This window comes from Mucilaginibacter sp. P5_A4, from assembly GCF_056400605.1.
Window position 1 is genome coordinate 1 of sequence record NZ_JBFUKX010000017.1, and the last position, 22,363, is coordinate 22,363.

Sequence of the window (22,363 nt, forward strand, 5' to 3'; positions counted from 1 at the left end):
TGATAATGTTCATTGAATATAATAGGATCGACCTTGTCGCCAGGTTCTTTTATTTGGCGATAAATAATCAAGCTTATTGCTAAATATTTGTAGTAAACCAAATTAAAAATCTAACTGTTTGCTACTAATATCAGCTCACAAAAAAAACGCTTCCGAAAATCGGGAGCGTTTTTTTACTTTAATAAAAGTAAGATTACATTTTTTTAGCTGTGTCAGTTTTAGCTGTGTCAGCTTTAGTAGTATCCATTTTAGCAGCAGTATCCATTTTAGCTGAGTCCATTTTAGCTGAATCTGCTTTAGCTGAATCTGCAGCAGATGAAGAACCAGAACCTTTACAAGCTGCAAATGAAGTAGCGATAGCTAAGGCAACTAAGCCTAATTTGAATGAATTTTTCATGTTTAATTTTTTAATAAGTGATTTAATAGTTTTCATGTTAATACCGCAAACAAAAAAAGGTAACCCATAATTTTAAAATAAAATTACAGATTACCTTTTTTTATTGTAAAAAAACTAAAAAATCGATAAAAAGGGAGCATAGTTGGCAACTATATGCCCTTTTTAATATGCTTTATCAGCAATTATTTTTTTGTAGTGTCTTTCTTTACTGAATCAACAGCAGCAGCACCAGATTTAGCAGTTGAATCAACTTTAGTAGCTGAATCTGCTTTAGCTGAATCAACTTTAGCTGAATCAATTTTAGTTGAATCACCACCTTCAGTTTTAGCAGTACCACCACAAGCTGAGAAAGAAACAGCAATAACTAAAGCAACAAAACCTGTTTTTAATAAATTTTTCATTTTCGTGAGTTTTAAAATGTTAATATTTTTTGATCGTTTTCGTTGTTAATACCATATATTTAAAAAGGTAACCCATGAAATTTGATAAAAAATAAATTCCATAGATTTTGTAGTGTTTTTAGCCTTTACAGAATGTTTTGCCCGGCGTTTTTTTTGTTGCAGATTTGCCGTCGGTTATTAAAAAATAATAGGGGTTACCTTGCTGCGTTTACCGTATTAAAACCGGTTTGATGTTTTAAAACGTAGTTTTAAAGACCGCAGCGTATTTCACCAGGTTTTGTAATTTTATTGAATGCAATTATTTTTTTTAATTGTATTGGGTTACAATTTCGTATAAACAGTATTAAGAGTGAATAAAGACTTAAAAGCTTCGGCGCCAACAGATAGCGAAATAGTTCTCGGGATACTTAACAATTCGGAAATAGTATTAAAAAGGTTGTATACCACCTATTTCCCGATGATATTACAGTTAATTATCAACAACAACGGGAATGAGGATGATGCCAAGGATGTTTACCAGGAAGCAATCATTGTTCTTTATAATAAGGTAAAATCGGGCGAGTTTGAATTAAGCAGTAAGCTTAAAACATATATTTATTCGGTTTGCCGCAGGCTTTGGCTTAAAAGGCTGAGCCAGATGAACAGGTACGGGGGAGACATCAGGGATTTTGAGGAATATCTGCCTGTTGATGATGAGGTTGAAAAACATAATGACCGGGACATGCAGTTTAATAAAATGGATGCAGCGCTCCAGTTATTAGGCGAACCCTGTAAAACCATTATGGAAGATTTTTATATACATAACAGATCGATGCAGGAGATCTGCGAACGTTTTGGATACACCAATGCCGATAATGCCAAAACGCAAAAGTATAAATGCCTGCAAAGGCTGAAAAAGTTATTTTTTCAGCAGAAGTAAAGGAGAGAAAAGAGATGAGCGAGAACCTTATTCTGGAATTAATTGAACGGTACCTTAATGGCGATATGACCGCTGCCGAGTGCGCCGAATTTGAGACGCTGCGAAAAAAAGACGCCAATGTTGATAGCAAGGTAATTGAGCATAAGCTATTTGTAGGCTTAATTAAGCAATACGGCGAACGCATTGAATTGGAGAAACGTTTGGATGCTATTCACGGCGAGATTGATGTACATGCCCTGAAGGAAGAGCTTTTAATTAAGCCTAACTGGATAGTGAATATGTGGAGGCATCACCATTCAAAAATATCGGTGGCTGCTTCCATCGCTATTTTCGCTATTTTAAGTACATTGTTTTTTACCGGTAAATTGAATAACCGTAATTCAAATGACGTAGAATTGTTAAGTCAAAAAGTTGATCAGCTTAACAATAAAACAGATAAATTGGCCAAAACGACCGATAATTTAGCTAAGCAAGGCATAAACGATAAGTCGAAGAAACTTGTTAATCCGGGAAATTTTAGAGGTACTGGCTTTGCTTTATCTTCAAATGGTTATATAGCAACAGACTATCATATCATAAGAGATGCTGATTCTGTATACGTGCAGGATGCAGCCGGAGAGTCGTTTCGTGCTAAGGTTATTTATACCGAGCCTAAATATGATATAGCGATATTGCAGATAAACGATCCTGCGTTTAAAGATCTTGGCAATGTGCCTTACAACTTCAAAAAAACATTAAGTGATCTTGGGGAAGAGGTTTATACATTCGGATATCCAAGCGGCGAAGAAAATTTTGGGCCAGGTTCATTAACGGCAAGGAATGGTCATTCTGGTGATACAACCGAATACCAGGTTTCTATCCCTGTTAACCCGGGTAACAGCGGTGGTCCTTTATTGGATAACAGAGGGAACGTAATAGGTATAATAAGTGGCAGGCAGCCGGATATGGCTGGTGCGGGTTTTGCAAAAAAATCGGCCTATTTGTTAAAAGCGATACAAAATATACCACCCGACTCGTTGAGCAAGGATTTGAACATAAGTACAAAAAATACCCTGGCTGGTTTAACCCGCCCACAACAACTCAAAAAGCTAAAAAACTATGTGTTCATGGTTAAAGCTTATTAATACGCCCAATTCCAATAAAAATTAATAATTGAAAGGAGATACTGAAAGGTGTCTCTTTTTTTGTTTGGACTATCTGTGTCTTATTTTTTGGCTCCGTAAGCGCCTCCTTTTTTAAACAAATTCCCTGAATTCCATTGCAGGTTTTTGGTATTGGTCGATTAATTTCATATATTGTATAGTTTTTTGAAAAACGGGATTGTTAGCAACCCTGAAAAGTCCGGAGAATAAAAAAAACAATTGTTTTATCTATTTAATTATCTGATTTTTAGATCTTTGTATTGATTTGATATCAATTTTACGGTATTTGAAAGGCATCAGAAAAGTATCCGTACGGGTTACGAAAAGTGTAGCAAAGGTAGCAGAAAGGTTAACCAAAGGTAAATCAACGGTATACGGATATTATCGGTTTTTTTATTGAAAAATTACCTGTCCACTTCTCCCAAAACAAAATCTATCGAGCCTACAATGGCAATCAAATCGGCTATCAGCACGCCCTTCGAAATTTCGGGCAGTACAGAAAGATTATTAAAGCTTGGGCCGCGGGCCTTTACACGTACGGGGATCTCGGATTTGCCATCGGTCATAAAATAAAAACCAAGCTCGCCTTTGGCGCCTTCGCAGCGTACATAATAGTCCTGTGCTTTGGGTATGGTTTTGCGCGGCATTTTGGCCCGCGGATCAAAATCCGGCGTGCGCTTCAATTCGTTCTGCAGGCGGTCGAGGCATTGTTCCACTATCCTCAGGGATTGTTCTATTTCATCAACCCTTATTTTATAACGATCCCAGCAATCGCCAACGGTGCCCATGAGGCCTGTACCTATAGGGATTTCGAAATCAAGTTCGGGGTAGGCCGAATAGTTGTCAATCCGGCGTAAATCCCATTTCAATCCCGAAGCACGCAGCATTGGGCCCGAGCAACCATAGTTGATAGCTACATCAAGTGGCAGCACACCTACATTGGCCGTGCGGGATATAAATACCTGATTATCGGTAAGCAGCTGGTTAAGCTCAACCATTTTGGGTTTAAAGTACTCTACAAAATCGCGGCAGCGTTCTTCAAAGCCAACCGGCAAATCGTAAAACAAGCCGCCAACCCAGATGTAATTGTACAGCATACGTGAGCCGGATGCCCACTCCAGCATGCCCATAATATGTTCGCGATCTCTAAAGCACCATAAAAAAGGCGTGAAGGCGCCAATATCAATGCCATAGGTGCCAATGGCTATCAGGTGCGATGCAATGCGGTTAAGCTCGCAAACCAGCACACGGATATACTCAATACGTTTAGGGATATCTTTATCAATGCCCATCATGCGCTCAACGCCCATTACAAAAGCATGGCTATTGTTCATAGATGCCAGGTAATCAAGCCTGTCGGTAAAAGGAATGGTTTGCTGGTAGGTTAATGATTCGGCATGTTTTTCAAAACAGCGGTGCAGGTAACCTATGTGAGGGATAACTTCTTTTACAATTTCGCCGTCAGTGATCAGTTCCAAACGTAAAACGCCGTGGGTGGATGGATGTTGCGGGCCCATATTAAGCACCATATCCTCGACACTGGCATCGGCAATTTTTTTGTTGTAATTAAGTAGAGCTTCCTCGTATTTTGGATTAGTGATCACCAATGTTGCCTTCCGTTTAATTTATTATTCAATCCCGGGATTGAATATCAAAAATCAACTTTTTTTTTATTTATCGGGCCAATTCGCGACAAAAACTTTTAAATACCTTTGCCCTAATGAAAGTATCCGGATTTACATTTATAAGAAACGCGGTTAAAAACGACTACCCCATTGTTGAAGCTATTAATTCTATTTTACCCCTTTGCGATGAGTTTATAGTAGCAGCCGGCAACTCTGATGATGGTACCCGCGAATTAATTGAGGCTATCGGCTCACCTAAAATCAAGATCATTGATACTGTTTGGGATGATTCATTAAAAGATGGCGGACGTGTTTTTGCGGTGGAAACGGATAAAGCATTTGCAGCAATTTCGCCGGATAGCGACTGGGCTTTTTATATCCAGGGTGATGAGGCAGTACACGAAAAATATCACCCTCTTATTAAAAGGGAGATGGAAGATGCACTAACCAAACCCAATATTGAAGGCTTGTTATTTAAATACCTGCATTTTTATGGCTCCTATGATTACTACGGCGATTCGAGACGCTGGTATCGCCGCGAGATCCGGTTGCTCAAAAACATCAAAGGCATCAAAGCCTACCGTGATGCACAGGGCTTTCGCCTTGATGACCGCAAGATAAAAGTAAAGTTGATTGATGCCTACATTTATCATTATGGTTGGGCTAAGCCACCCCATGGCCTCAACAACAAGATCCGTAACTTCAATAAGTTTTACCATGATGATGCCTGGATGGAGCAAAACCTGCCCGAAACTTATGAGTTTGATTATAGCAATGCCGATAAGCTTATCCGTTTTACCGGTACGCACCCGGCTCCTATTCAAAAACGAATTACTGCCACCAATTGGAACATTGATTTTAGTACTAAACAACTGCGCAAAGCGATGACCTTTCGCCGCAAGCTGCTTCAAAAAATAGAACAATTAACCGGCTGGCGGATAGGGGAGTACAGAAATTATGAAATTGTGGAAAGGTAATGTTTTCTTCCCCTCATTCACGATAGGGGTAATATTCTCCTTACTCTTAATTTCTGAAAATTCTGATCAAAGATTTTGCGCTATAACAAACCCGCTTGCCCAGGCCCATTGAAAATTGTAGCCGCCCAGCCATCCTGTAACATCTACACATTCGCCGCCAAAAAACAGGCCGGGAACTTTTTTAGCCTCCAGTGTTTTAGATGATAGCTCATTGGTTGATACACCTCCGCGCATTACCTCGGCTTTATCGTAACCTTTATCGCCGGCAGGTTTTACTTTAAATTCATGGATCAATATGCCGATATCTTCAATTTCGGTTTTGGTGAGGGATGCCAGGTTCTTTTCTACGGGTAGCTTATCGCTTAATGCTTCGGCAAATTTGCGGGTGTATAAGCCGGCAAGGTAGGCCAGCAGCATTTTTTTACCGTTTGTTTCCTTTTCCTGCTGAATCAGGTCGGCAATGTTTTGATTGGGGAGTAGATCGATATAAATATACTCTCCTGGTTTCCAGTACGAGGAAATCTGCAGGATGGCGGGACCGCTTAAGCCCCAATGCGTAAACAGGATGTTTTCTTCAAAGCTGATCCTGTCGTTCCAAACCCGGCAAAAAATACTGTTGCCCGATAATTGCTCATACCATGGCTGGTCTTTACCCGTAATGGTTAGCGGTACAAGTGCAGGAGCGGTATCTTCAATTTTTAAATCGAACTGACGGGCGGTGCGTAACCCAAAATCGGTAGCACCCATTTTGGGAATGGGTAAACCTCCGGCTGCAATTACAACATTTGGCGCGCTTATATACTCCTGCCGGCCATTAATTTCTGCACGAACGGTAAAACCATCGTTAGTTTTTTCAATTATTTTTACGTCGGCATTGCACCATATTTCCTGGCTAAGGTCGGCACAAAGGCTGGTAAAAATCTGTACCACATCTTTAGCATTGTCACTCACCGGGAATAGCTGGCCCAGCGTTTTTTCTTTGCCTTCGATGCCGTAAGTTTCAAAAAAGCTGATGGTATCATCCACCGTCCATTGCGAAAAGGCTGATTTACAGAAGTGTTGATTTTGCGAGATAAACTGCTGATGGGTTGCGTACAGGTTGGTATAATTGCACCTGCCACCGCCGCTGATAAGGATCTTGGCGCCCACACGGTCATTCTTTTCAAGGACGAGTGTACGCTTGCCTAAAAAGCCGGCTTGTACAGCGCACATGAGTCCGCACGCTCCGCCGCCAATTATTATTGCATCAAAATCTGTTTGTTTTGTTAAATTTGTAGTCATGACCGAGGTTTCGCAAATATCAGAATTTGGAAAGATACTCATCTTTCTTATCACCGGAATAATTATGGTGTGCGTGATATTTTTTTTTAACAGGTTATTGGCCCCCGATAACCCCAACTACGAGAAGCTAACTTCCTATGAATGTGGCGAAGAGCCTACCGGAAATGCCTGGCTACCCTTTAATTCGCGTTTTTATGTAATAGCGCTGATATTTTTATTGTTTGATGTAGAAATGGTATTTGTTTTTCCCTGGGCTACCGTATTTGGTAATCATGAACTGATAGCGAAGGATGCCCGTTGGGGATGGTTTTCTTTAGCCGAAATGTTTATTTTTTTAGGTATCCTGATATTAGGCTTAGTTTACGCCTGGGTAAAGGGCGACCTGGAATGGATAAAAGCCAAACCTATGGTGCCAACCACCGATGTGAATATTCCTGCGTCGTTTTATGAAAAACTGAACCTGGAGCAAAGTAAATTCACCGTAAAAGCCTTTAGCATGGGTAATGAGCCGGTTGCCGAAACAGCTGCTGCCGAAACGCCGACGGAATTACCGCCGCCAAGGAAACCTATGTTTAAACCCACCTTTAAAAAGCCTGCAAATGAGTAGCGATATAACCAGCGAAGATGGTGGTGTAGTGATCACCAAAATGAACGACTTACTTAACTGGGCGCGTTTATCGTCCTTGTGGCCATTGAGCTTTGGAATAGCCTGCTGCGCCATTGAAATGATGGGCTCTATGGCTTCTACTTATGACCTTGACCGTTTCGGCGTTTTCCCGCGCCCATCAGCCCGCCAGGCCGATGTGATCATCATAGCCGGTACAGTTACCTTTAAAATGGCCGAACGCATTAAACGCCTGTACGAGCAAATGCCCGAACCCAAATACGTTATCTCGATGGGGTCATGCTCCAACTGCGGCGGCCCATACTGGCAGTATGGTTATCATGTGGTAAAGGGGGTTGACAGAGTGATCCCTGTTGATGTGTATGTGCAAGGCTGCCCGCCACGTCCCGAGGCTTTAATAGGGGCTATATTAGAACTGCAGAAAAAGATTGAGGGTGAGCATTTGATAAAGGCGTAAAGAAAATTCACGTATGAAAGTACTTATCGTCCTTCTTTCAACTTTTATCGTATCCGTTATTATTTCTCATTTTTTTGTCGGCGACTGGAATGTCATCTTTAGCGGTAACCTGGCCATGATGTTGATGCTATGCTTTTCGTCTCTGGGGCATTTTATGTATACGGATGGTATGGTAATGATGATGCCGGTTTTTGTTCCCTTTAAAAGGTTCCTGGTTTATTTTACCGGTATTTTAGAGCCAGCTCTTGGTATTGCCCTATTATTTAATGCAAGCAGGCATGTTGCTGGTATTTTACTCCTCGTTATGTTTGTCCTCATGCTGCCTGCCAACATCAATGCTGCTATAAAACATATCAACTTTGAAAAGGCGACATATGATGGCAGCGGGACGGCTTATTTATGGTTTCGGATTCCTTTACAGTTGTTGTTTATTGGTTGGGTGCTGTATTTTTCAGTAGGGTTATAAAGAATAACAACCGCTCCGATTTCCCCATTGTTGACAACATTGCCTAAGCCAGATTTGGTTATGGATCATTAATGTTTTTATCTCCAATATATCTCAAAAGGCAGCATGCAAAATATTAATTAGCAGCCCTTCAAATTATGCTGTTTTTCTACAAATTATCCTCTACCTTTAAGCAAACCAACTAATTATGAAAAATATTTTCAAACTTTTTATTGCGTTGATATGCATCAGCAACTATACTACCGCCCAAACCAATCCTAAGCAGGATATTTTTCCCAAAGGCACAACATTCATTAGTAATGTACCTTACGCCAATGATACCCTTAAAAAACACCTGCTGGATATTTACCTGCCACCGGTTGTTAAGAGCAGCTACCCGGTAGTGATTTGGATTCATGGCGGCGCGTGGATGATGAATGATAAATATGCAGATATGGGTTATATGACTCAAACTCTAAAAGGTTTTATAGACAAAGGATACGCGGTTGCATCTATAGATTACCGGCACAGCACAACTGCCCCTTTCCCGGCACAAATACAGGATTGTAACCAGGCGGTGGAGTTTTTATATCAAAACRCATCAAAATATAAACTCGACCGCAATAAATTCGCGCTCATAGGCTTCTCGGCGGGCGGACACCTGGCGTCGTTAATGGGCTTATCTAATAACAATAATGTAGCAGGGTTTTATCCGGCAGAAAAAAAGACCAGTTTTAAAATTAAGCTTGTGCTTGATTTTTATGGACCATCTGATTTTTTATCCATCAGGGGCAACCAATCACCAGATCCTAAAAGCCCGTTAACTTTATTGTTGGGCGCCAGGGTGTTTGACCGGCCCGACCTGGCCAAAACAGCCAGCCCCGTTACTTATGCAGATAAAAATGATCCGCCATTCCTGATAATACAGGGTGAAAAGGATGAATCCGTAGATCCTCAGCAATCCATATCACTTAGCTTACACCTGAAACTTGCCGGCGTAAAAAATGAGTTGATCATCGTGCCCAATGCCCCACATTACGGCGTAATGTTTGATGCGGAAGATATCAGGAATAAGGTATTTTATTACCTGGATGAGTATTTGAAATAAGATCGGGATTGCATCACATTACGCTCTTTTACTATTTCTTTTAAAAGTTGTTCGTAATATCACAGCGCATTCCAGTTATTGACGAAACGCCGGGAATCAGTTTTGATATTTTATTTAATTGCAAAAAATAAACTGCATCAATGCAGAGTGCTTTTTATAAAAAGCATAACTTTATAGTATTAAATCTTACTGTCATGGCTGCAAAAAACATCATACTAAAGCAAAATGCCATACTTACTATTTTATGGCTCGGGTTTTTAACCGGTACGCTTGATGGTATAGCCGCCATCATCTGGAACTATATTACAAGCGGCAGTATTAACGCTGATATTATTTTTAAGTTTATTGCAAGCGCGGTATTTGGTAAAGCGGCATTTAATGGCGGTATCGAAATGGTAGTGGCAGGTATTGTATTCCATTACCTTATTGCTTTTTTGTTTACTATCGCCTTCTACCTGCTTTATCCGGCTTTTGATAAGCGTTTGGGTAATAAATATTTAATTGCTGTGTGTTACGGTGTTATCGCATGGCTGGTAATGAACCTGGCTGTTGTGCCGGCAAGTAAGATCGGTTTTCAGCCCATCGGGGTTCAGGTTGCCATAACCGGGATAATTATCATGATAGTTTGCATAGGCCTGCCAATAGCCCTTATTGCAGATAAAAAATATTGGGCCTCTAAAACTTTCACCTGGTAAGTATGCCTGTTAAGTTCCCTTCGGTACAATTTCCGGAATTGGATACTGAGCGTTTACTGTTAAGAGCACTGAAATATGCAGATGCAGAACAATTGTTAGCCATCCGCAGCAACGATGAGGTAAACCGCTATATTGGCCGCAGTTCCGTGCAAACCCCTGAAGCGATAACGCAGTTTATTGAAGCGCGGAGGAAGGATATGGCCGATAAGCAAGGTGTTTATTGGGGTGTTGAACTTAAAAGTACAGGTAAACTTATAGGAGCAATTTGTTACTGGAACCTTAATTATGAAGCTGTAAGCGCCGAAATAGGTTATGAATTATTGCCATCAGAACAAGGTAAGGGTCTCATGAAGGAAGCTATTAACAGCGTTTTAGCTTATGGGTTCAACAAAATGGAACTGGATACTATAACAGCATGGCCTTCTCCTGCAAATGTACGATCTGTTCAACTGCTGGAAAGGCATCATTTTAGCTATACTGAAACTATAGGAGGCCAGCTTGTTTACAAAATAAACCGTATTACGTGGCAAACCATTACCGCCGAATAAAAAAGAGCCCGGCGTTTTACTGTCGGGCTCTTCGGATTTAAAATTTGGACTAATTATCTTTATTGCGGCATTAATACACCGTTTAATCCATGTATAACGCCGTTTGATGCCATGGTATCAAACGAAATTACCAGCGCCACATTTCCTTTGGCATCCGCTATCTGTAAATTGCTTTTATCATTCACGGATAGGGTAAGTGTTTCGCCATCTACGGTCTTCATTGTGGTTTTTCCCTTGCCGGCGCTTAGTGCCTTAATAATATCAGCCTTGGTATATTCACCTGCTACCACGTGATATTTTAAAACTTTAGCCAGTTTTGCATGGTCCTTAGTCAGGTCATCCATGGTTGGTTTAGGAACTTTGCTAAAAGCCACGTCATTGGGCGCAAATACAGTAAACGGACCGGGGCCTTTTAAAGTAGGTTCCAGGTCGGCTGTTTTTACAGCTAAAGCCAGCGGAGCAAAATCTGTACTACTACTCAATACGCCAACTACGTCGCTTGTGGCTGCAGAAGGTGCAGCGGAAGTGGTTGCAGGGGTTGCTGCTTTAGTAGTGTCCTGTTGTTGTGTTTGTGCAATTGCATTGTTAGATAAAAACCCAATAGCTAATGAGGCTACGGCAATTAAAACTGACTTTTTCATGTTCATCTTTCTTTTGATTTAGTTCATAATAAAATGTAATGAGTAGCAGTTTTTTCGATAATATTTCGTTTAAATTATTAATTAGTTGTGTAATGTATATGTTATAACTAATAATTACGAAAAATGTTTTATCAGTAGACACTAATTTCACGAATTGTATCGAATTACACGAATAAAAGGACATCAATTACACTAATGTTATCGAATTACACGAATATGCATTGCTACGATTATACGAACAGTAATTTACAAGAATTTATACTGACGTGTTGGGGTAAATTCGTGTAAATTGTCTTCCAATTCGTGAAATTAGTGTCTGTTAAATTCGTGTCTTTTTTATTGCCCCTGTGCCAGGGTGTAGCCAATTTTGCCGTCGAATTTCATCAGGAACTCAACAGAACAAACTTTTACTTTTTCAGAAAAATCTGCCGCGATGTGCAGGAGTTCTTTTTGAGTGATATTACGGTCGGCCTTCTTTTCAAAGCGTACACGATACTCGTTTACCAGTTCGGTGTAGATAGACCCGATTGGCCAAACCTGGGTGCCACGGTTTGAGATCATCACCAGGTCGAAGTTATCGGTAAGTACAGTTTTTGCTATTTCGGCAAGTGCGGCAGGCTGAACTTTAGATTCAACGAAAATGTCGACACCAACCATTTCTTCTTTGATATTACGGGTAACAGTTAGCTTGTTTTTTAAAGGTTGTACGTGGTCGGCCTTTATTTCAAAATCAGGATTTGAAAACACGCCGCCATTTGCGGGTACTTTACCTAAATTGGCAATAATGGCATCGGTAAAGCTATTGGTATTTGATGCAGGGGTAGCTTTGTCGCCAAAGTCGCCGGTATGTACGCCCTGCTCTAAAGTATATAATAATGCGTTTTCGATATCGGCAGCATTTTTGGAGAACCCCAGGAAGCGCAGCATCGAAATACCTGATAAAAGTAAAGCGGTAGGGTTGGCTATGCCTTTCCCTGCAATATCTGGCGCGGTACCATGTACTGCCTCAAAAATTGATATGTTATCGCCAATATTTGCTGATGGTGCAAAACCCAAACCACCAATTAAACCGGCACACAAATCGGATACGATGTCGCCCTGGAGGTTGGTTAGTACGATAGCCTCAAAAGTTTGCGGGCGGGTTACCAGTTTCATGCACAGGTCGTCCACAATAATGTCTGATGCCTCAATGTCGGGGTATTCTTTGGCAACCTGCTGAAAAACTTCTAAAAACAACCCGTCGGTAAGTTTCATGATATTGGCTTTGTGACCGCAGGCTAATTTTTTAAGTCCTTTGCGACGGGCCATTTCAAATGCATAGCGAATAACCTGCTCAGATCCCGGGCGGGTAATAATACGGCGACCAACAGCAACATCATAGGTAAGCAAGTGCTCAATCCCTCCATAAGTGTCTTCTATATTTTCGCGGATAATGGTTAAATTGATTGGGATGCCTGCTTTTGAGAAAACGGTATCAACACCGTTTAGGCTGCGGAAATCGCGCTGGTTGGCGTAGGTGTTCCATACTTTGCGGGCGGTTACATTTATGCTCTTTACGCCTTTTCCTTTCGGGGTTTCCATAGGGCCTTTAAATAATAAACCCAGGGTTTCAATGGTTTCTTTAGCTTCTGGTGTCATCCCGGTAGAGTAGCCTGCATCGAAATAAGACTTACCCATTTCTACAAATTCATACGCGAGCGGCACATTGTTTGCCTCAAAAACGCGAAGTACGGCCTGCATTATTTCGGGGCCTATCCCATCGCCATTTGCAACTGCTATTTTGGTTTTCATAGAAGTATATATTATGCTAACAACGGCGCAAATGCAGCCCTTTTAAGGCCTGCTATACTTTTTCCGGCAATTTGTGACATTCATATTAAAGCTTTATGCCGGTTGATTCATTTATTTGCATAAATAATAACAGGCATTAACAAGAAGTGTTTTTTCCATTATCTATCAACCATGAAAGTACGCGCCAAACAGCTTTTTAAAACGTTTATATTCTCTGTCATCTTATCCATAGCGGTTAACAGCATTTACTACGCCATAGATCAAAAAGGAGCAGACTATGCCAATGCATTGCCAAAGATTTTTGAGGGGATAGTTTTGCTGAATATTATTGTATTCGTTATGTCGTTGCCATCATTGTTCCTGGTTAACCCAGTTTATTGGCGCAATCTGCCTGTAAGGTTGCCTTTGTATTTTGGCGGTTCGATAGCTTTTATCGTAACTATATTTACAATGGGCCTTCCTCCGCAGTACAAAATTATTTACCTGCTTACAGGATGCATTTTTTTAATAGTTCATTCTGTATTTTATTATTTAACCGTAAAAAAGCAGGCACAGGTATAGATGTTTAAGCAGTTTATGGCTTTTTTGAAAGATTTGAGGTAAACTTGCAACATCAAATGAAAGCATTTTACGGAGATCTGAAATTGGGTATCTTAGGCGGCGGCCAGTTGGGGCGCATGCTGATACAACAGGCTATAAATTATAATGTTACGGTTAAAATACTGGACCCCGATCGTGAGGCTCCATGCCGTAAACTCTGCGACGAGTTTACCGTTGGCTCGTTGGGTGATTATGAAACCGTTTACAATTTTGGTAAAACCGTCGATCTGCTGACCATCGAGATTGAGAAAGTGAATGTTGACGCGCTTGAACAGTTAGAAAAGGAGGGCGTGCTGGTTTACCCCCAGTCGCGCATTATCAGGCTGATACAGGATAAGGGTTTGCAAAAGCAGTTTTTTAAAGAGAACGATATTCCAACTGCCGATTTCCAGATCATATCATCGCCACAGCAATTGCAGCAAAGCTATATTCCGTTCCCTTATATACAGAAACTACGCAGGGATGGTTATGATGGTAAAGGTGTTTACAAAGTGCTTAATGCCACTTATCTTGATAAAGCCTTTAAAGAGCCCAGCCTGATTGAAAAATGGATTGATTTTGAAAAGGAAATAGGTGTTATAGTAGCCCGTAACGAAAACGGAGAGGTAAGCACTTTCCCATTGGTAGAGATGGAGTTTAATCCCGAAGCCAACCTGGTTGAATTTTTGATATCGCCATCAACCCTGCCATTCGAAATACATCAGCAGGCCGAGCAGATAGCCAAAAAGATAGCCGAAAGCCTGAAAATTGTTGGTTTACTGGCGGTAGAAATGTTTTTAGATAAGCATGGCAAAATATTGGTGAACGAACTGGCGCCTCGTCCGCATAATAGTGGTCACCAGACTATTGAGGGTAATGTGGTATCTCAATTTGAACAACATTTAAGGGCGATATTTAACCAGCCATTAGGCGATACTGCCTGCCTCAACAACGCCATTATGGTGAATGTTTTAGGCGAAGCCGGCTACGAAGGGCCTGCAATATATCAGGGGATAGAGAAAGTATTAAAGGTACCAGGCGTGTACGTTCATCTTTACGGCAAAGCGCTTACCAAACCCTTTAGGAAGATGGGACATGTTACCATTGTGGATGTAGATAGAGAAAAGGCCGTAGAAAAGGCAAGGTTTGTGCAGAAGACGCTGAAAGTAATAAGTTAGGTCGTACTATCAGCCCGGGAAACCTCACGAAGTTTGTGTGGAAAAGCATAGCTCCCCTGTATAGTTTAGAGATTGCTTCGTACCTCGAAACGACGGACATATAATATTAAGTAGAATTATAACAACATGAGTCAACCAAAAGTAGCCATTATCATGGGCAGTAAGTCAGATCTGCATATTATGCAGGATGCGGCCAATGTATTAAAAGAATTAGGTGTTGATTTTGAAATCACCGTGGTATCTGCTCACCGCACACCCGACAGGATGTTTAGCTATGCCCGTGCCGCTGCAGACCGCGGTATAAAGGTAATTATTGCCGGTGCGGGCGGTGCCGCGCATTTACCAGGAATGGTGGCCTCATTAACCCATTTACCCGTTATTGGTGTACCGGTAAAATCAAGTAACTCTATCGATGGCTGGGATTCTATCCTGTCTATCCTGCAAATGCCTAATGGTATTCCGGTAGCTACGGTTGCCCTAAACGCTGCTAAAAACGCTGGTATACTGGCTGCACAGATATTATCAACTGCCGATGAATACCTGGTTAAAAATCTTATAGATTTTAAAGAAGACCTGAAGAAAAAAGTAGAAGAATCTGCCAAAGAAATGGAATAGTGAATTAGCAGTTTGCTATTCATTGAGGATGAGGGTGCCAAAAATTATGGTAATCCTCAAATCTGGTGAATTCAGGTCGCGCCAAAATAGGTGATCAATAGAATAGCAAACTACTAACTTAATTGAGCGCCGGGTTTTCGGGGAAGTTAGCAATATGGGCGTAACGATTACCCAAACTTATCACTACATCTTTCCACAGATTTTGCTCGTCGGTGCCGAAAAGGGTTTCTGATTTAAACTTATCAGATACTATCCAACTGTTGGCAGTGATCTCTTCTTCAAGCTGAAGGGCCGTCCAGCCCGAGTAACCTGCAAAAAATTTGATCTCGGTTTCGCTAAGCTGATAATTGCCTGCCAGTTTTTTTACCATATCAAAATCGCCACCCCAAAATAAACCGGGAGCTATCTCTATACCGCCTTCAATTTTTTCGGGAACACAGTGGATAAAATGCAGCGTGTTTTTAGCCACAGGTCCACCTTCATAAACCGGCATCTCGGAGTAGGAAACATCTGGCAGTACATCGCCAAGCATATATTCGCCCTGGTGGTTTAAAATAAAACCCATGGCGCCATCGGGAGAGAATTCTGTGAGTATAATAACGGATCGTTTAAAATTCGGATCCATCATAAATGGTTCCGAAATAAGTAAACGCCCCGCGGCAGCCGAAATAAGACTTAGCATAAAGGTTTATAATTTATAATAATACAACAAGCTTAGTAAAAATATGTTCATTTATGAAAATGAATTCTATTCAATGTATACGGATTAATTAATTTGTAAGTTTGCATAAATGGATCAGCAGGAACTACAAAATTTAAGGCAGGATTATTCTGCCGCTACTTTATTAGAAAACAACACCAAGGCCGACCCGATAAACCAATTTGAACAATGGTTTAACGAAGCCTTAACCGCAAAATTGCCCGAACCTAATACAATGATACTGGCAACGGCTACTACAACAGGAAAGCCATCGGCACGGGTACTTTTGTTAAAGGGTTTTAACCATGCAGGCTTTGTATTTTATACTAATTACTTGAGTCGTAAAGGTAAAGAGATAACCAAAAATCCGCAAGGGGCAATAACTTTCTTCTGGGGCGAACTGGAACGCCAGGTGCGCATTGAAGGTACTATTGAAAAATTAAGCAAAGAAGAGTCAGAAAGATATTTCCATTCGCGCCCTAAGGGTAGTCAACTTGGTGCTTTGGTGTCGCCACAAAGCCAGGAGATTGATGACCGTAATGTGCTGGAGGAAAAAATGAACCAGCTGGAAACCGAGTACGAAGGTAAGGACGTTCCAAAACCGTCATATTGGGGCGGATATATTTTAAAGCCGCAGATGGTGGAGTTTTGGCAAGGCCGTGAAAGCAGACTGCATGACCGTATTCTTTATAAAAGAACTGATAAAAAAACCTGGAAAAAAGTACGTTTAGCTCCATGATGTTTAACGATATCAAATTATTACTTACCCAAAAGTTTGGTGAGGCTGTAATTACAGGTGAAGAAACGGGTGGGCTGCAACCCGCTTTGCTCATTAATCCTGATGATATTGACGGGGTATGTCTTGAATTGAGGAACAATCCTAAAACCTATTTTGATTTCCTATCCAGCATTAGCGGGGTGCATTATAATGATGAAACTAACCGTTATGGAGTGGTTTATCACTTAACTTCCATTCCGTACAAAACACAGCTTACACTTAAAGTAAGCAAATCACATGACCGCGAAAGTGATCAGCTGCCCGAATTTAAAAGCATAACCAGCGTTTATCGTACTGCCGACTGGCATGAACGGGAAGCTTACGACCTGTTAGGCATCTTCTTTACCAATCACCCCGATTTACGCCGCATCCTGTTGCCCGATGACTGGGAGGGTTTCCCGCTTCGCAAGGATTATAAGGCTGCGGAGTATTATAAGGGGATTAAAATAGATTAAGAGCCCCGGCCTCATCTAACTCCTCTTCAGAGGAGAAAACTTTTTATTTGCATATAAGCCTTGCGTTATTAAAAACACCTCAAGGCTTTTTATTTGCTGTCATTGGAACCTTCTCCTTTGGAGAGGGTAGGGTGAAGCTTGCCTTGTTAAAAATTGTTAAATAAATTTGTTAATTACGAAATAATCGTAGATTTACGAAATAATCGTAATTGATATGGAAAAATTATCTAAACAGGAAGAAGAAGCTATGCAGGCAGTGTGGCAAAGCGGCGCGGGTTTTATAAAAGATTTTCTTGACCAGATGGGCGAACCTAAGCCGCCGTATACCACACTGGCATCAACCATAAAAAACCTGGAACGTAAAGGATTTTTAAAAAGCGAAAAAATGGGCAACTCGCTGCGCTACAGTGCTGCTATTAAAGAAGAGGAGTACAAAAAGCGTTTTATGAGTGGTTTTGTGAGTGATTACTTTCAAAACTCTTATAAAGACCTGGTTACTTTTTTTGCCAAAGAAAAGAAACTAAGCGCCAGCGATCTGCAGGAGATCATTAAACTGATTGAAAAACAATAAATCATAAAGCCATGCCAGCATTATTTGTTTTTTTACTTAAAGTAAATGTTGCACTGTTATTGTTTTGCGCAGGTTATTACCTGGTATTAAGGCATCTTACCTTTTATACCCTTAACCGCTTTTATTTGCTTGCAGCCATTGTGTTTGCCAGTATTTATCCCCAAATAAACCTGAGCGATTTTGTTAAGCGATACGAAGGATTGGCCAAACCGGTACAACAGGTAGTAATTAACTGGCAGGCCCCGGCGCAGGCCCTGGTAAAACAGGTTGATAAACCAAACTATTGGTTGTATGTAGAAGCGATCTTCTGGATAGGGGCGGGTTTACTTGCTATCCGGTTAATGATACAGCTGTTTTCTTTATACAGGTTATATAAAAGCTCACAACCTGCAACCATTGGTAATCACCGGGTAAGGGTAATGAATACAGATGTAGCGCCATTTTCGTTTTGGCAAAGCATTTTTGTAAACCCTGCCAACCATGAACCTGCCGACCTTAAAGCCATATTATTACACGAGCAGGTGCACGTAAACCAATGGCATACGGCCGATATTTTGCTTGCCGAGTTTAGCAGCATATTTTACTGGTTCAACCCCGGTATCTGGCTCATGAAAAAAGCTATCCGCGAGAATATTGAGTTTATAACCGACCAAAAAATCCTAAAAAAAGGTATCGATAGTAAAACTTACCAGTACAGCCTGGTTTCTGTAAGTTTTAGTAACACACAACCTGGTATAGTTAATCATTTCAACTTATCAACCATAAAAAAACGGATCATCATGATGAACGCGAAAAGATCTTCAAAAATAAACCTAACCCGTTATGCTTTCCTTGTACCTGCTGTTATTGCTATGTTGTTGGTTTTTAGTATCTCAAAGGCCGATTTTGTGAAAAAGAGCGCTGCGTTTAAATCGATAACGATACTCTCAAACAACGTTGGTAATGCGGTTGGTATAAATAAGATGGCCGCGACTATAAAATCAATTTTACCGGGTAAGGATGAAAATAAAACTTCGGCAGCTGTAGTGAAGGATGAACTTAACAATAACAATAGCGATGCATTGTTTTATATTGATGGTGCGGAAGTGTCAAAAAAACTTGGTTTTGGCGATGACACCGAAAGCATCGATTACATTACCGCTGCTGACGCAAAAAAGTATTTTAACGCAGGGGATGACAAACACATCATCGCGTACAGTACTCGTAAGAACTCGGCCGCAGGCAAAGCAATAAGAGAAAAAATAGCGCAGCTTGTTGCTACCGGTAAAATTAAAGTAAACAGCGTTAATAAGGAGGCCATTGAGCGCGTAAATACCAAAGTGCATGCTATTTTGAAGGAAATTGCAGATCATGATGGATCTGATACTACTAAAAAAAGAATAACATTTAGTATTTCTGGTAGCGATTCGGTAGTGTACTACATCAATGGTAAAAAAGGTAATATGCAAAGTGTTAACCCCAATGATATTGAAAGTATCAATGTGTTTAAAGGTGGTTTGGCAAAAGGGGCAGCTCAACTGGTTAATGAAAACATAGGAGATAACGTAGGGGTTATATTTATAACTACCAAAAATTCAGCAGAAGGATTAAAATTAAAAGAAAAGCTGGATAGTTATTTAAAGGTGCATCCAGATATGGATGTTGCTACCGCTACTAACTTTTCTGATGTGAACTTAAAAGGTAAAGAAGAAAACGTTATAGTTTCCGACGTTAAAATTACAGGCGATACCTTAAAAGACGCTAACGGAAAAACAAAAACCATTTTTTATAAGTATAATGTTTCAACCAATACACCTGGTGCGGTTTCAGCAAAACCTCTTACAGGTGTGGTTGTTACCGGCTACGGAAACAAAACAGTTAAATCGAACATCAAAATAAAGGGGGTTACTGCTAACCCTGGTAGCGCCACTATGAATGATGATGATGGACCTGAAGGCGGCATCGCAGTTGCAGGTACCAGCGCTAAAAATATTACTGTTACTAAAAAGCTCTCCGGCATTGGTACCTCTACTGCAACAACCGTTACCAGTTGGAGCAGCACCCCGCCTCATCAAATAATTGTAGTAAATGGCAAACGTATTAGTGATACCCTGACAACAGTGAGCGGCGCTGATGTTATTTACATAAGACGACCGGCCGATAGTACCAAAGCCAGCCCGCTGATCCTGATAGATGGTAAGGAGGCTTCATCAAGAGGAATGAAAGACCTTAATCCCGATGATATTGATAAGATGCTTGTTTTAAAAAATGATGCCGCGATAAAAAAATACGGCGACAAAGCAAAGCAAGGTGTTATCATGATCACCCTGAAAAAGAAAAAGTAGTGCTTAGACGGACGGTTGATTGGGTTAGATTAAAGTTAAATAGGATCAGTTAATGGTTAGTAGTTAATAAGTTTGCTCTCCTTAACTTAATCAGCCTAATCAACCACCCACCTAACTTGCGACAGCAAGTTTTTCTGTTTCAAGGAGTTTAAGCAACGCTTTTTCGGCTATGTTAAGCTCGGCGGTTTTTATATCTTCACGCTCATCAAGCTGGCCGATATATTTAAAGATGGTTCCTTCCTCGTAGCTTTTTATTACCGTTGGGTGTACATAGTATTTTTTGCAAACCGTGCGGGTATTACCAAGGTTTATAGCCACCTCATCCAATACGCTCACTATTTTTTTGCGGCATTCGGTTACGTTATCAAATTCGCCAGCTTCTTTAAACGCATATAAAGCGCTCACACTGCCGGCCCATGTCCGGAAATCCTTGGCCGTAAAATCGTCCCCGGTAATTTCTTTCAGGTAGTTATTGATATCGCCCGAGCCTATGCTGCAGCGTTCGCCGGCTTCATTGTAATATTGAAAAAGTTCTTTCCCCGGTATCTCGCGGCATTGTTTCACTAAACGTGCCAGCTTTTTACTTTGCAGGGCAATTTTATGAAAAACGCCTTTTTTACCTTTAAACTCAAACATTATTTTAGAGCCGTTAATGTTAACATGCCTGTTTTGCAAGGTTGTTAAACCAAACGAGCCATATAATTTCTTATAAGATTCATTACCCACACGGATACCGGTCAATTCCATTAACCGAACAGCAAGGGCAACCACTTTTTTATGATCGTGGTTATGTCGGCTCAGATCCTTTTCAACCTGTTCACGTATAGCAGGCAGGTGTGCCGCGAAGTTTTGCAGGCGATGATATTTACTTTGGTTACGAATCTGGGTCCAACCGGAATGGTAGCGGTATTGTTTGCGCCCTGCAGCATCGGTGCCCGTAAACTGCAGATGCCCGTTTTCGTACGGCGAAATCCACACATTGGTATAAGCAGGGGGGATCACCAGTTTATTAAAACGGGTTAACAGTTCATTATCCTTAACCAGTTTGCCATCTGCATCATAAAAATTCCACCCTTTACCCACTTTTTTGCGGGTATAGCCGGGCAACGAATCAGATGCGTACCGCAAGCCGGCCGCCTTTGCCGTGATCTTAGGGTCGCGACCAATTTTTTCGAGTTTTTGTTGTAAACGATCCATACCCCTGGTAGAACAAGGTGGAGATAATTAAGTTTTATTTTGAAGTGAGTCAGGCAAGCGACACAAGAATAATAAGATATGATGAAATAAATTAACTCCTGTTTACCATTAAAAAAATAAAAAAACACCCATCATAAATATGACGGGTGTAAGGCAGATAAGGTTTAGGTATAAAAAACGAAGATTTAGGCTTATTACTAATTATTTTAATGCCAAAAGATTTAGCAGTTTGTCTGATTTTGTTTCGTCGAAAACGGTTCTTACATATTTAAAACCACTTTTGGTTGTGGCGGCAATAAGCTTGAATTTATTGCCTTCATCATCAAGGATGTAAGCCGTTCCATTATCATTTATCCAATCAAAAAGTACGTCTCTTGTTGTAATTCCCCGATTTTGGGTGTTGTCATCAACCCACATTAAAGAGTTGATAGACAGGTAAGGATTTTCATACTCATCGTCAGTTTTGGTAACACCAGTTATTTGTATGGGCATCGTTTTACTTATATCAGGGATTGATGGCATAAATTTCTGAAATTTATACGGCGCTGTCAATCCGTGAAAACACCGTATTTTACCCCGTTAAAACACGGGGTAAAAGGTAGATATTACCCTATGAAATATGAGATAAATTATTATAACTAAGATACGCTGATCAGACTTTTATTATCTTATTATCCTTATGTTCGGGGTGTTTGCTGCCATCGGGCTTTGGGATGCTCCTGATAACAGCAATCAATGCCACTGCAATTAATCCCATTGCCTTTAAACCGAAACGCACAAAGGGTTTCATCACTTCCCATGCATTATGCGCAGTTTGTACTTCGGTTTCACGTTTTCCTATCTTATTTACGTTTTTGCGTGCCATAATGTTATTAAATTTATAGTTAAGTGATATAGATATAAAAACCTTGCCA

At 40.7% G+C, this 22,363-nt stretch carries 26 protein-coding genes; 16 read left to right on the forward strand and 10 right to left on the reverse strand.

Features of this window, described 5'->3' with window-relative positions:
- Nucleotides 1-193: 193 nt before the first annotated feature.
- A complete protein-coding gene (locus AC1DQW_RS12325; RefSeq protein ID WP_477415222.1) occupies nucleotides 194-433 on the reverse strand; it encodes a hypothetical protein in 240 nt (79 codons plus the stop codon).
- A 146-nt stretch (nucleotides 434-579) separates the two neighbouring features.
- The gene (locus AC1DQW_RS12330; protein ID WP_477454356.1) at nucleotides 580-798 is read right to left on the reverse strand and encodes a hypothetical protein; all 219 of its coding nucleotides are present in this window, start codon (nucleotides 796-798) and stop codon (nucleotides 580-582) included.
- A gap of 349 nt (nucleotides 799-1,147) precedes the next feature.
- Here AC1DQW_RS12330 and AC1DQW_RS12335 point away from each other — a divergent pair, with 349 nt between their 5' ends.
- Nucleotides 1,148-1,717: an RNA polymerase sigma factor gene (locus AC1DQW_RS12335; RefSeq protein ID WP_477454357.1), complete on the forward strand. Its 570-nt coding sequence runs from the start codon at nucleotides 1,148-1,150 to the stop codon at nucleotides 1,715-1,717.
- 14 nt (nucleotides 1,718-1,731) lie between these two features.
- Nucleotides 1,732-2,841, forward strand: a complete 1,110-nt coding sequence (locus AC1DQW_RS12340; protein WP_477454358.1) for a S1C family serine protease — start codon at nucleotides 1,732-1,734, stop codon at nucleotides 2,839-2,841.
- Nucleotides 2,842-3,263: 422 nt separating this feature from the next.
- Here the strand turns inward: AC1DQW_RS12340 and AC1DQW_RS12345 are convergent, their stop codons facing one another.
- The gene (locus AC1DQW_RS12345; protein WP_477454445.1) at nucleotides 3,264-4,460 is read right to left on the reverse strand and encodes an NADH-quinone oxidoreductase subunit D; all 1,197 of its coding nucleotides are present in this window, start codon (nucleotides 4,458-4,460) and stop codon (nucleotides 3,264-3,266) included.
- A 119-nt stretch (nucleotides 4,461-4,579) separates the two neighbouring features.
- On the opposite strand from AC1DQW_RS12345, the gene AC1DQW_RS12350 reads away from it, so the two are divergent.
- A complete protein-coding gene (locus tag AC1DQW_RS12350) occupies nucleotides 4,580-5,461 on the forward strand; it encodes a glycosyltransferase family protein (RefSeq protein WP_477454359.1) in 882 nt (293 codons plus the stop codon).
- Between the two features lie 66 nt (nucleotides 5,462-5,527).
- On the opposite strand, the gene AC1DQW_RS12355 is transcribed toward AC1DQW_RS12350, so the two are convergent.
- Entirely contained in the window at nucleotides 5,528-6,742 is a 1,215-nt protein-coding gene (locus tag AC1DQW_RS12355) for a BaiN/RdsA family NAD(P)/FAD-dependent oxidoreductase (RefSeq protein ID WP_477454360.1), read from the reverse strand.
- Between AC1DQW_RS12355 and AC1DQW_RS12360 the strand changes: the two genes are divergently transcribed.
- The 6 genes from AC1DQW_RS12360 (at nucleotide 6,741) to AC1DQW_RS12385 (ending at nucleotide 10,620) form a co-directional block, all read left to right on the forward strand.
- Nucleotides 6,741-7,349, forward strand: a complete 609-nt coding sequence (locus tag AC1DQW_RS12360) for an NADH-quinone oxidoreductase subunit A (protein WP_477454361.1) — start codon at nucleotides 6,741-6,743, stop codon at nucleotides 7,347-7,349. The two genes, AC1DQW_RS12355 and AC1DQW_RS12360, sit on opposite strands and share 2 nt — an antisense overlap.
- Complete coding sequence (locus AC1DQW_RS12365; RefSeq protein WP_477454362.1) at nucleotides 7,342-7,824, forward strand: NADH-quinone oxidoreductase subunit B; 483 nt, start codon at nucleotides 7,342-7,344, stop codon at nucleotides 7,822-7,824. Before AC1DQW_RS12360 ends, AC1DQW_RS12365 begins: the two co-directional genes overlap by 8 nt.
- 13 nt (nucleotides 7,825-7,837) lie before the next feature.
- Nucleotides 7,838-8,290 carry a DoxX family protein gene (locus AC1DQW_RS12370; protein ID WP_477454363.1) on the forward strand — a complete coding sequence of 151 codons (453 nt, stop codon included), beginning with the start codon at nucleotides 7,838-7,840 and terminating at the stop codon, nucleotides 8,288-8,290.
- Nucleotides 8,291-8,477: 187 nt separating this feature from the next.
- Nucleotides 8,478-9,377, forward strand: a complete 900-nt coding sequence (locus AC1DQW_RS12375; RefSeq protein WP_477454364.1) for an alpha/beta hydrolase fold domain-containing protein — start codon at nucleotides 8,478-8,480, stop codon at nucleotides 9,375-9,377.
- 194 nt (nucleotides 9,378-9,571) lie between these two features.
- Nucleotides 9,572-10,072, forward strand: coding sequence for a hypothetical protein (locus tag AC1DQW_RS12380; protein WP_477454365.1), 501 nt, complete (start codon nucleotides 9,572-9,574; stop codon nucleotides 10,070-10,072).
- A 2-nt stretch (nucleotides 10,073-10,074) separates the two neighbouring features.
- A complete protein-coding gene (locus tag AC1DQW_RS12385; RefSeq protein WP_477454366.1) occupies nucleotides 10,075-10,620 on the forward strand; it encodes a GNAT family N-acetyltransferase in 546 nt (181 codons plus the stop codon).
- Nucleotides 10,621-10,679: 59 nt separating this feature from the next.
- Here AC1DQW_RS12385 and AC1DQW_RS12390 read toward each other — a convergent pair whose 3' ends face one another.
- Together AC1DQW_RS12390 and AC1DQW_RS12395 are read right to left on the reverse strand one after the other, a co-directional pair.
- Nucleotides 10,680-11,261 carry a fasciclin domain-containing protein gene (locus AC1DQW_RS12390; protein ID WP_477454367.1) on the reverse strand — a complete coding sequence of 194 codons (582 nt, stop codon included), beginning with the start codon at nucleotides 11,259-11,261 and terminating at the stop codon, nucleotides 10,680-10,682.
- Nucleotides 11,262-11,597: 336 nt separating this feature from the next.
- Nucleotides 11,598-13,052, reverse strand: coding sequence for an NADP-dependent isocitrate dehydrogenase (locus AC1DQW_RS12395; RefSeq protein ID WP_477454368.1), 1,455 nt, complete (start codon nucleotides 13,050-13,052; stop codon nucleotides 11,598-11,600).
- Nucleotides 13,053-13,223: 171 nt separating this feature from the next.
- On the opposite strand from AC1DQW_RS12395, the gene AC1DQW_RS12400 reads away from it, so the two are divergent.
- From AC1DQW_RS12400 to purE, 3 genes are all read left to right on the forward strand, one after another.
- Nucleotides 13,224-13,613 carry a hypothetical protein gene (locus tag AC1DQW_RS12400; protein WP_477454369.1) on the forward strand — a complete coding sequence of 130 codons (390 nt, stop codon included), beginning with the start codon at nucleotides 13,224-13,226 and terminating at the stop codon, nucleotides 13,611-13,613.
- A gap of 56 nt (nucleotides 13,614-13,669) precedes the next feature.
- Nucleotides 13,670-14,809 (forward strand): 5-(carboxyamino)imidazole ribonucleotide synthase, encoded by a 1,140-nt coding sequence (locus AC1DQW_RS12405; protein WP_477454370.1) that lies wholly within the window; start codon nucleotides 13,670-13,672, stop codon nucleotides 14,807-14,809.
- 126 nt (nucleotides 14,810-14,935) lie between these two features.
- Complete coding sequence (gene purE, locus AC1DQW_RS12410) at nucleotides 14,936-15,424, forward strand: 5-(carboxyamino)imidazole ribonucleotide mutase (RefSeq protein WP_477454371.1); 489 nt, start codon at nucleotides 14,936-14,938, stop codon at nucleotides 15,422-15,424.
- Between the two features lie 118 nt (nucleotides 15,425-15,542).
- On the opposite strand, the gene AC1DQW_RS12415 is transcribed toward purE, so the two are convergent.
- Nucleotides 15,543-16,106: a YqgE/AlgH family protein gene (locus AC1DQW_RS12415; protein WP_477403609.1), complete on the reverse strand. Its 564-nt coding sequence runs from the start codon at nucleotides 16,104-16,106 to the stop codon at nucleotides 15,543-15,545.
- A 109-nt stretch (nucleotides 16,107-16,215) separates the two neighbouring features.
- Between AC1DQW_RS12415 and pdxH the strand changes: the two genes are divergently transcribed.
- The 4 genes from pdxH to AC1DQW_RS12435 all read left to right on the forward strand — a co-directional run bounded on the left by pdxH (nucleotide 16,216) and on the right by AC1DQW_RS12435 (nucleotide 20,252).
- Nucleotides 16,216-16,863, forward strand: coding sequence for a pyridoxamine 5'-phosphate oxidase (gene pdxH / locus AC1DQW_RS12420; protein ID WP_477454372.1), 648 nt, complete (start codon nucleotides 16,216-16,218; stop codon nucleotides 16,861-16,863).
- Nucleotides 16,860-17,357 (forward strand): NADH-quinone oxidoreductase subunit C, encoded by a 498-nt coding sequence (locus AC1DQW_RS12425; RefSeq protein WP_477454373.1) that lies wholly within the window; start codon nucleotides 16,860-16,862, stop codon nucleotides 17,355-17,357. The genes pdxH and AC1DQW_RS12425 overlap by 4 nt, the downstream gene beginning before the upstream one ends.
- Before the next feature lie 214 nt (nucleotides 17,358-17,571).
- On the forward strand, nucleotides 17,572-17,928 hold the full coding sequence (locus AC1DQW_RS12430; RefSeq protein ID WP_477454374.1) for a BlaI/MecI/CopY family transcriptional regulator: 357 nt from the start codon (nucleotides 17,572-17,574) through the stop codon (nucleotides 17,926-17,928).
- Nucleotides 17,929-17,939: 11 nt separating this feature from the next.
- On the forward strand, nucleotides 17,940-20,252 hold the full coding sequence (locus AC1DQW_RS12435; RefSeq protein ID WP_477454375.1) for a M56 family metallopeptidase: 2,313 nt from the start codon (nucleotides 17,940-17,942) through the stop codon (nucleotides 20,250-20,252).
- A 111-nt stretch (nucleotides 20,253-20,363) separates the two neighbouring features.
- On the opposite strand, the gene AC1DQW_RS12440 is transcribed toward AC1DQW_RS12435, so the two are convergent.
- The 3 genes from AC1DQW_RS12440 to AC1DQW_RS12450 form a co-directional block, all read right to left on the reverse strand.
- Nucleotides 20,364-21,449 carry a DNA topoisomerase IB gene (locus tag AC1DQW_RS12440; RefSeq protein ID WP_477454376.1) on the reverse strand — a complete coding sequence of 362 codons (1,086 nt, stop codon included), beginning with the start codon at nucleotides 21,447-21,449 and terminating at the stop codon, nucleotides 20,364-20,366.
- A gap of 201 nt (nucleotides 21,450-21,650) precedes the next feature.
- On the reverse strand, nucleotides 21,651-21,941 hold the full coding sequence (locus tag AC1DQW_RS12445; RefSeq protein ID WP_477454377.1) for a DUF3892 domain-containing protein: 291 nt from the start codon (nucleotides 21,939-21,941) through the stop codon (nucleotides 21,651-21,653).
- A gap of 160 nt (nucleotides 21,942-22,101) precedes the next feature.
- Entirely contained in the window at nucleotides 22,102-22,314 is a 213-nt protein-coding gene (locus AC1DQW_RS12450; RefSeq protein ID WP_477454378.1) for a hypothetical protein, read from the reverse strand.
- Nucleotides 22,315-22,363 lie beyond the last annotated feature (49 nt).

Coding starts and splice junctions, on each gene's coding strand:
- pdxH (WP_477454372.1), top strand. CDS start 16,216: ATGGATCAGCAGGAACTACAAAATTTAAGGCAGGATTATTCTGCCGCT.
- AC1DQW_RS12430 (WP_477454374.1), top strand. CDS start 17,572: ATGGAAAAATTATCTAAACAGGAAGAAGAAGCTATGCAGGCAGTGTGG.
- AC1DQW_RS12400 (WP_477454369.1), top strand. CDS start 13,224: ATGAAAGTACGCGCCAAACAGCTTTTTAAAACGTTTATATTCTCTGTC.
- AC1DQW_RS12385 (WP_477454366.1), top strand. CDS start 10,075: ATGCCTGTTAAGTTCCCTTCGGTACAATTTCCGGAATTGGATACTGAG.
- AC1DQW_RS12405 (WP_477454370.1), top strand. CDS start 13,670: ATGAAAGCATTTTACGGAGATCTGAAATTGGGTATCTTAGGCGGCGGC.
- AC1DQW_RS12340 (WP_477454358.1), top strand. CDS start 1,732: ATGAGCGAGAACCTTATTCTGGAATTAATTGAACGGTACCTTAATGGC.
- AC1DQW_RS12325 (WP_477415222.1), bottom strand. CDS start 433: ATGAAAACTATTAAATCACTTATTAAAAAATTAAACATGAAAAATTCA.
- AC1DQW_RS12435 (WP_477454375.1), top strand. CDS start 17,940: ATGCCAGCATTATTTGTTTTTTTACTTAAAGTAAATGTTGCACTGTTA.
- AC1DQW_RS12450 (WP_477454378.1), bottom strand. CDS start 22,314: ATGGCACGCAAAAACGTAAATAAGATAGGAAAACGTGAAACCGAAGTA.
- AC1DQW_RS12380 (WP_477454365.1), top strand. CDS start 9,572: ATGGCTGCAAAAAACATCATACTAAAGCAAAATGCCATACTTACTATT.
- AC1DQW_RS12365 (WP_477454362.1), top strand. CDS start 7,342: ATGAGTAGCGATATAACCAGCGAAGATGGTGGTGTAGTGATCACCAAA.
- AC1DQW_RS12355 (WP_477454360.1), bottom strand. CDS start 6,742: ATGACTACAAATTTAACAAAACAAACAGATTTTGATGCAATAATAATT.
- AC1DQW_RS12360 (WP_477454361.1), top strand. CDS start 6,741: ATGACCGAGGTTTCGCAAATATCAGAATTTGGAAAGATACTCATCTTT.
- purE (WP_477454371.1), top strand. CDS start 14,936: ATGAGTCAACCAAAAGTAGCCATTATCATGGGCAGTAAGTCAGATCTG.
- AC1DQW_RS12445 (WP_477454377.1), bottom strand. CDS start 21,941: ATGCCCATACAAATAACTGGTGTTACCAAAACTGACGATGAGTATGAA.
- AC1DQW_RS12350 (WP_477454359.1), top strand. CDS start 4,580: ATGAAAGTATCCGGATTTACATTTATAAGAAACGCGGTTAAAAACGAC.
- AC1DQW_RS12370 (WP_477454363.1), top strand. CDS start 7,838: ATGAAAGTACTTATCGTCCTTCTTTCAACTTTTATCGTATCCGTTATT.
- AC1DQW_RS12390 (WP_477454367.1), bottom strand. CDS start 11,261: ATGAAAAAGTCAGTTTTAATTGCCGTAGCCTCATTAGCTATTGGGTTT.
- AC1DQW_RS12330 (WP_477454356.1), bottom strand. CDS start 798: ATGAAAAATTTATTAAAAACAGGTTTTGTTGCTTTAGTTATTGCTGTT.
- AC1DQW_RS12440 (WP_477454376.1), bottom strand. CDS start 21,449: ATGGATCGTTTACAACAAAAACTCGAAAAAATTGGTCGCGACCCTAAG.
- AC1DQW_RS12425 (WP_477454373.1), top strand. CDS start 16,860: ATGATGTTTAACGATATCAAATTATTACTTACCCAAAAGTTTGGTGAG.
- AC1DQW_RS12395 (WP_477454368.1), bottom strand. CDS start 13,052: ATGAAAACCAAAATAGCAGTTGCAAATGGCGATGGGATAGGCCCCGAA.
- AC1DQW_RS12415 (WP_477403609.1), bottom strand. CDS start 16,106: ATGCTAAGTCTTATTTCGGCTGCCGCGGGGCGTTTACTTATTTCGGAA.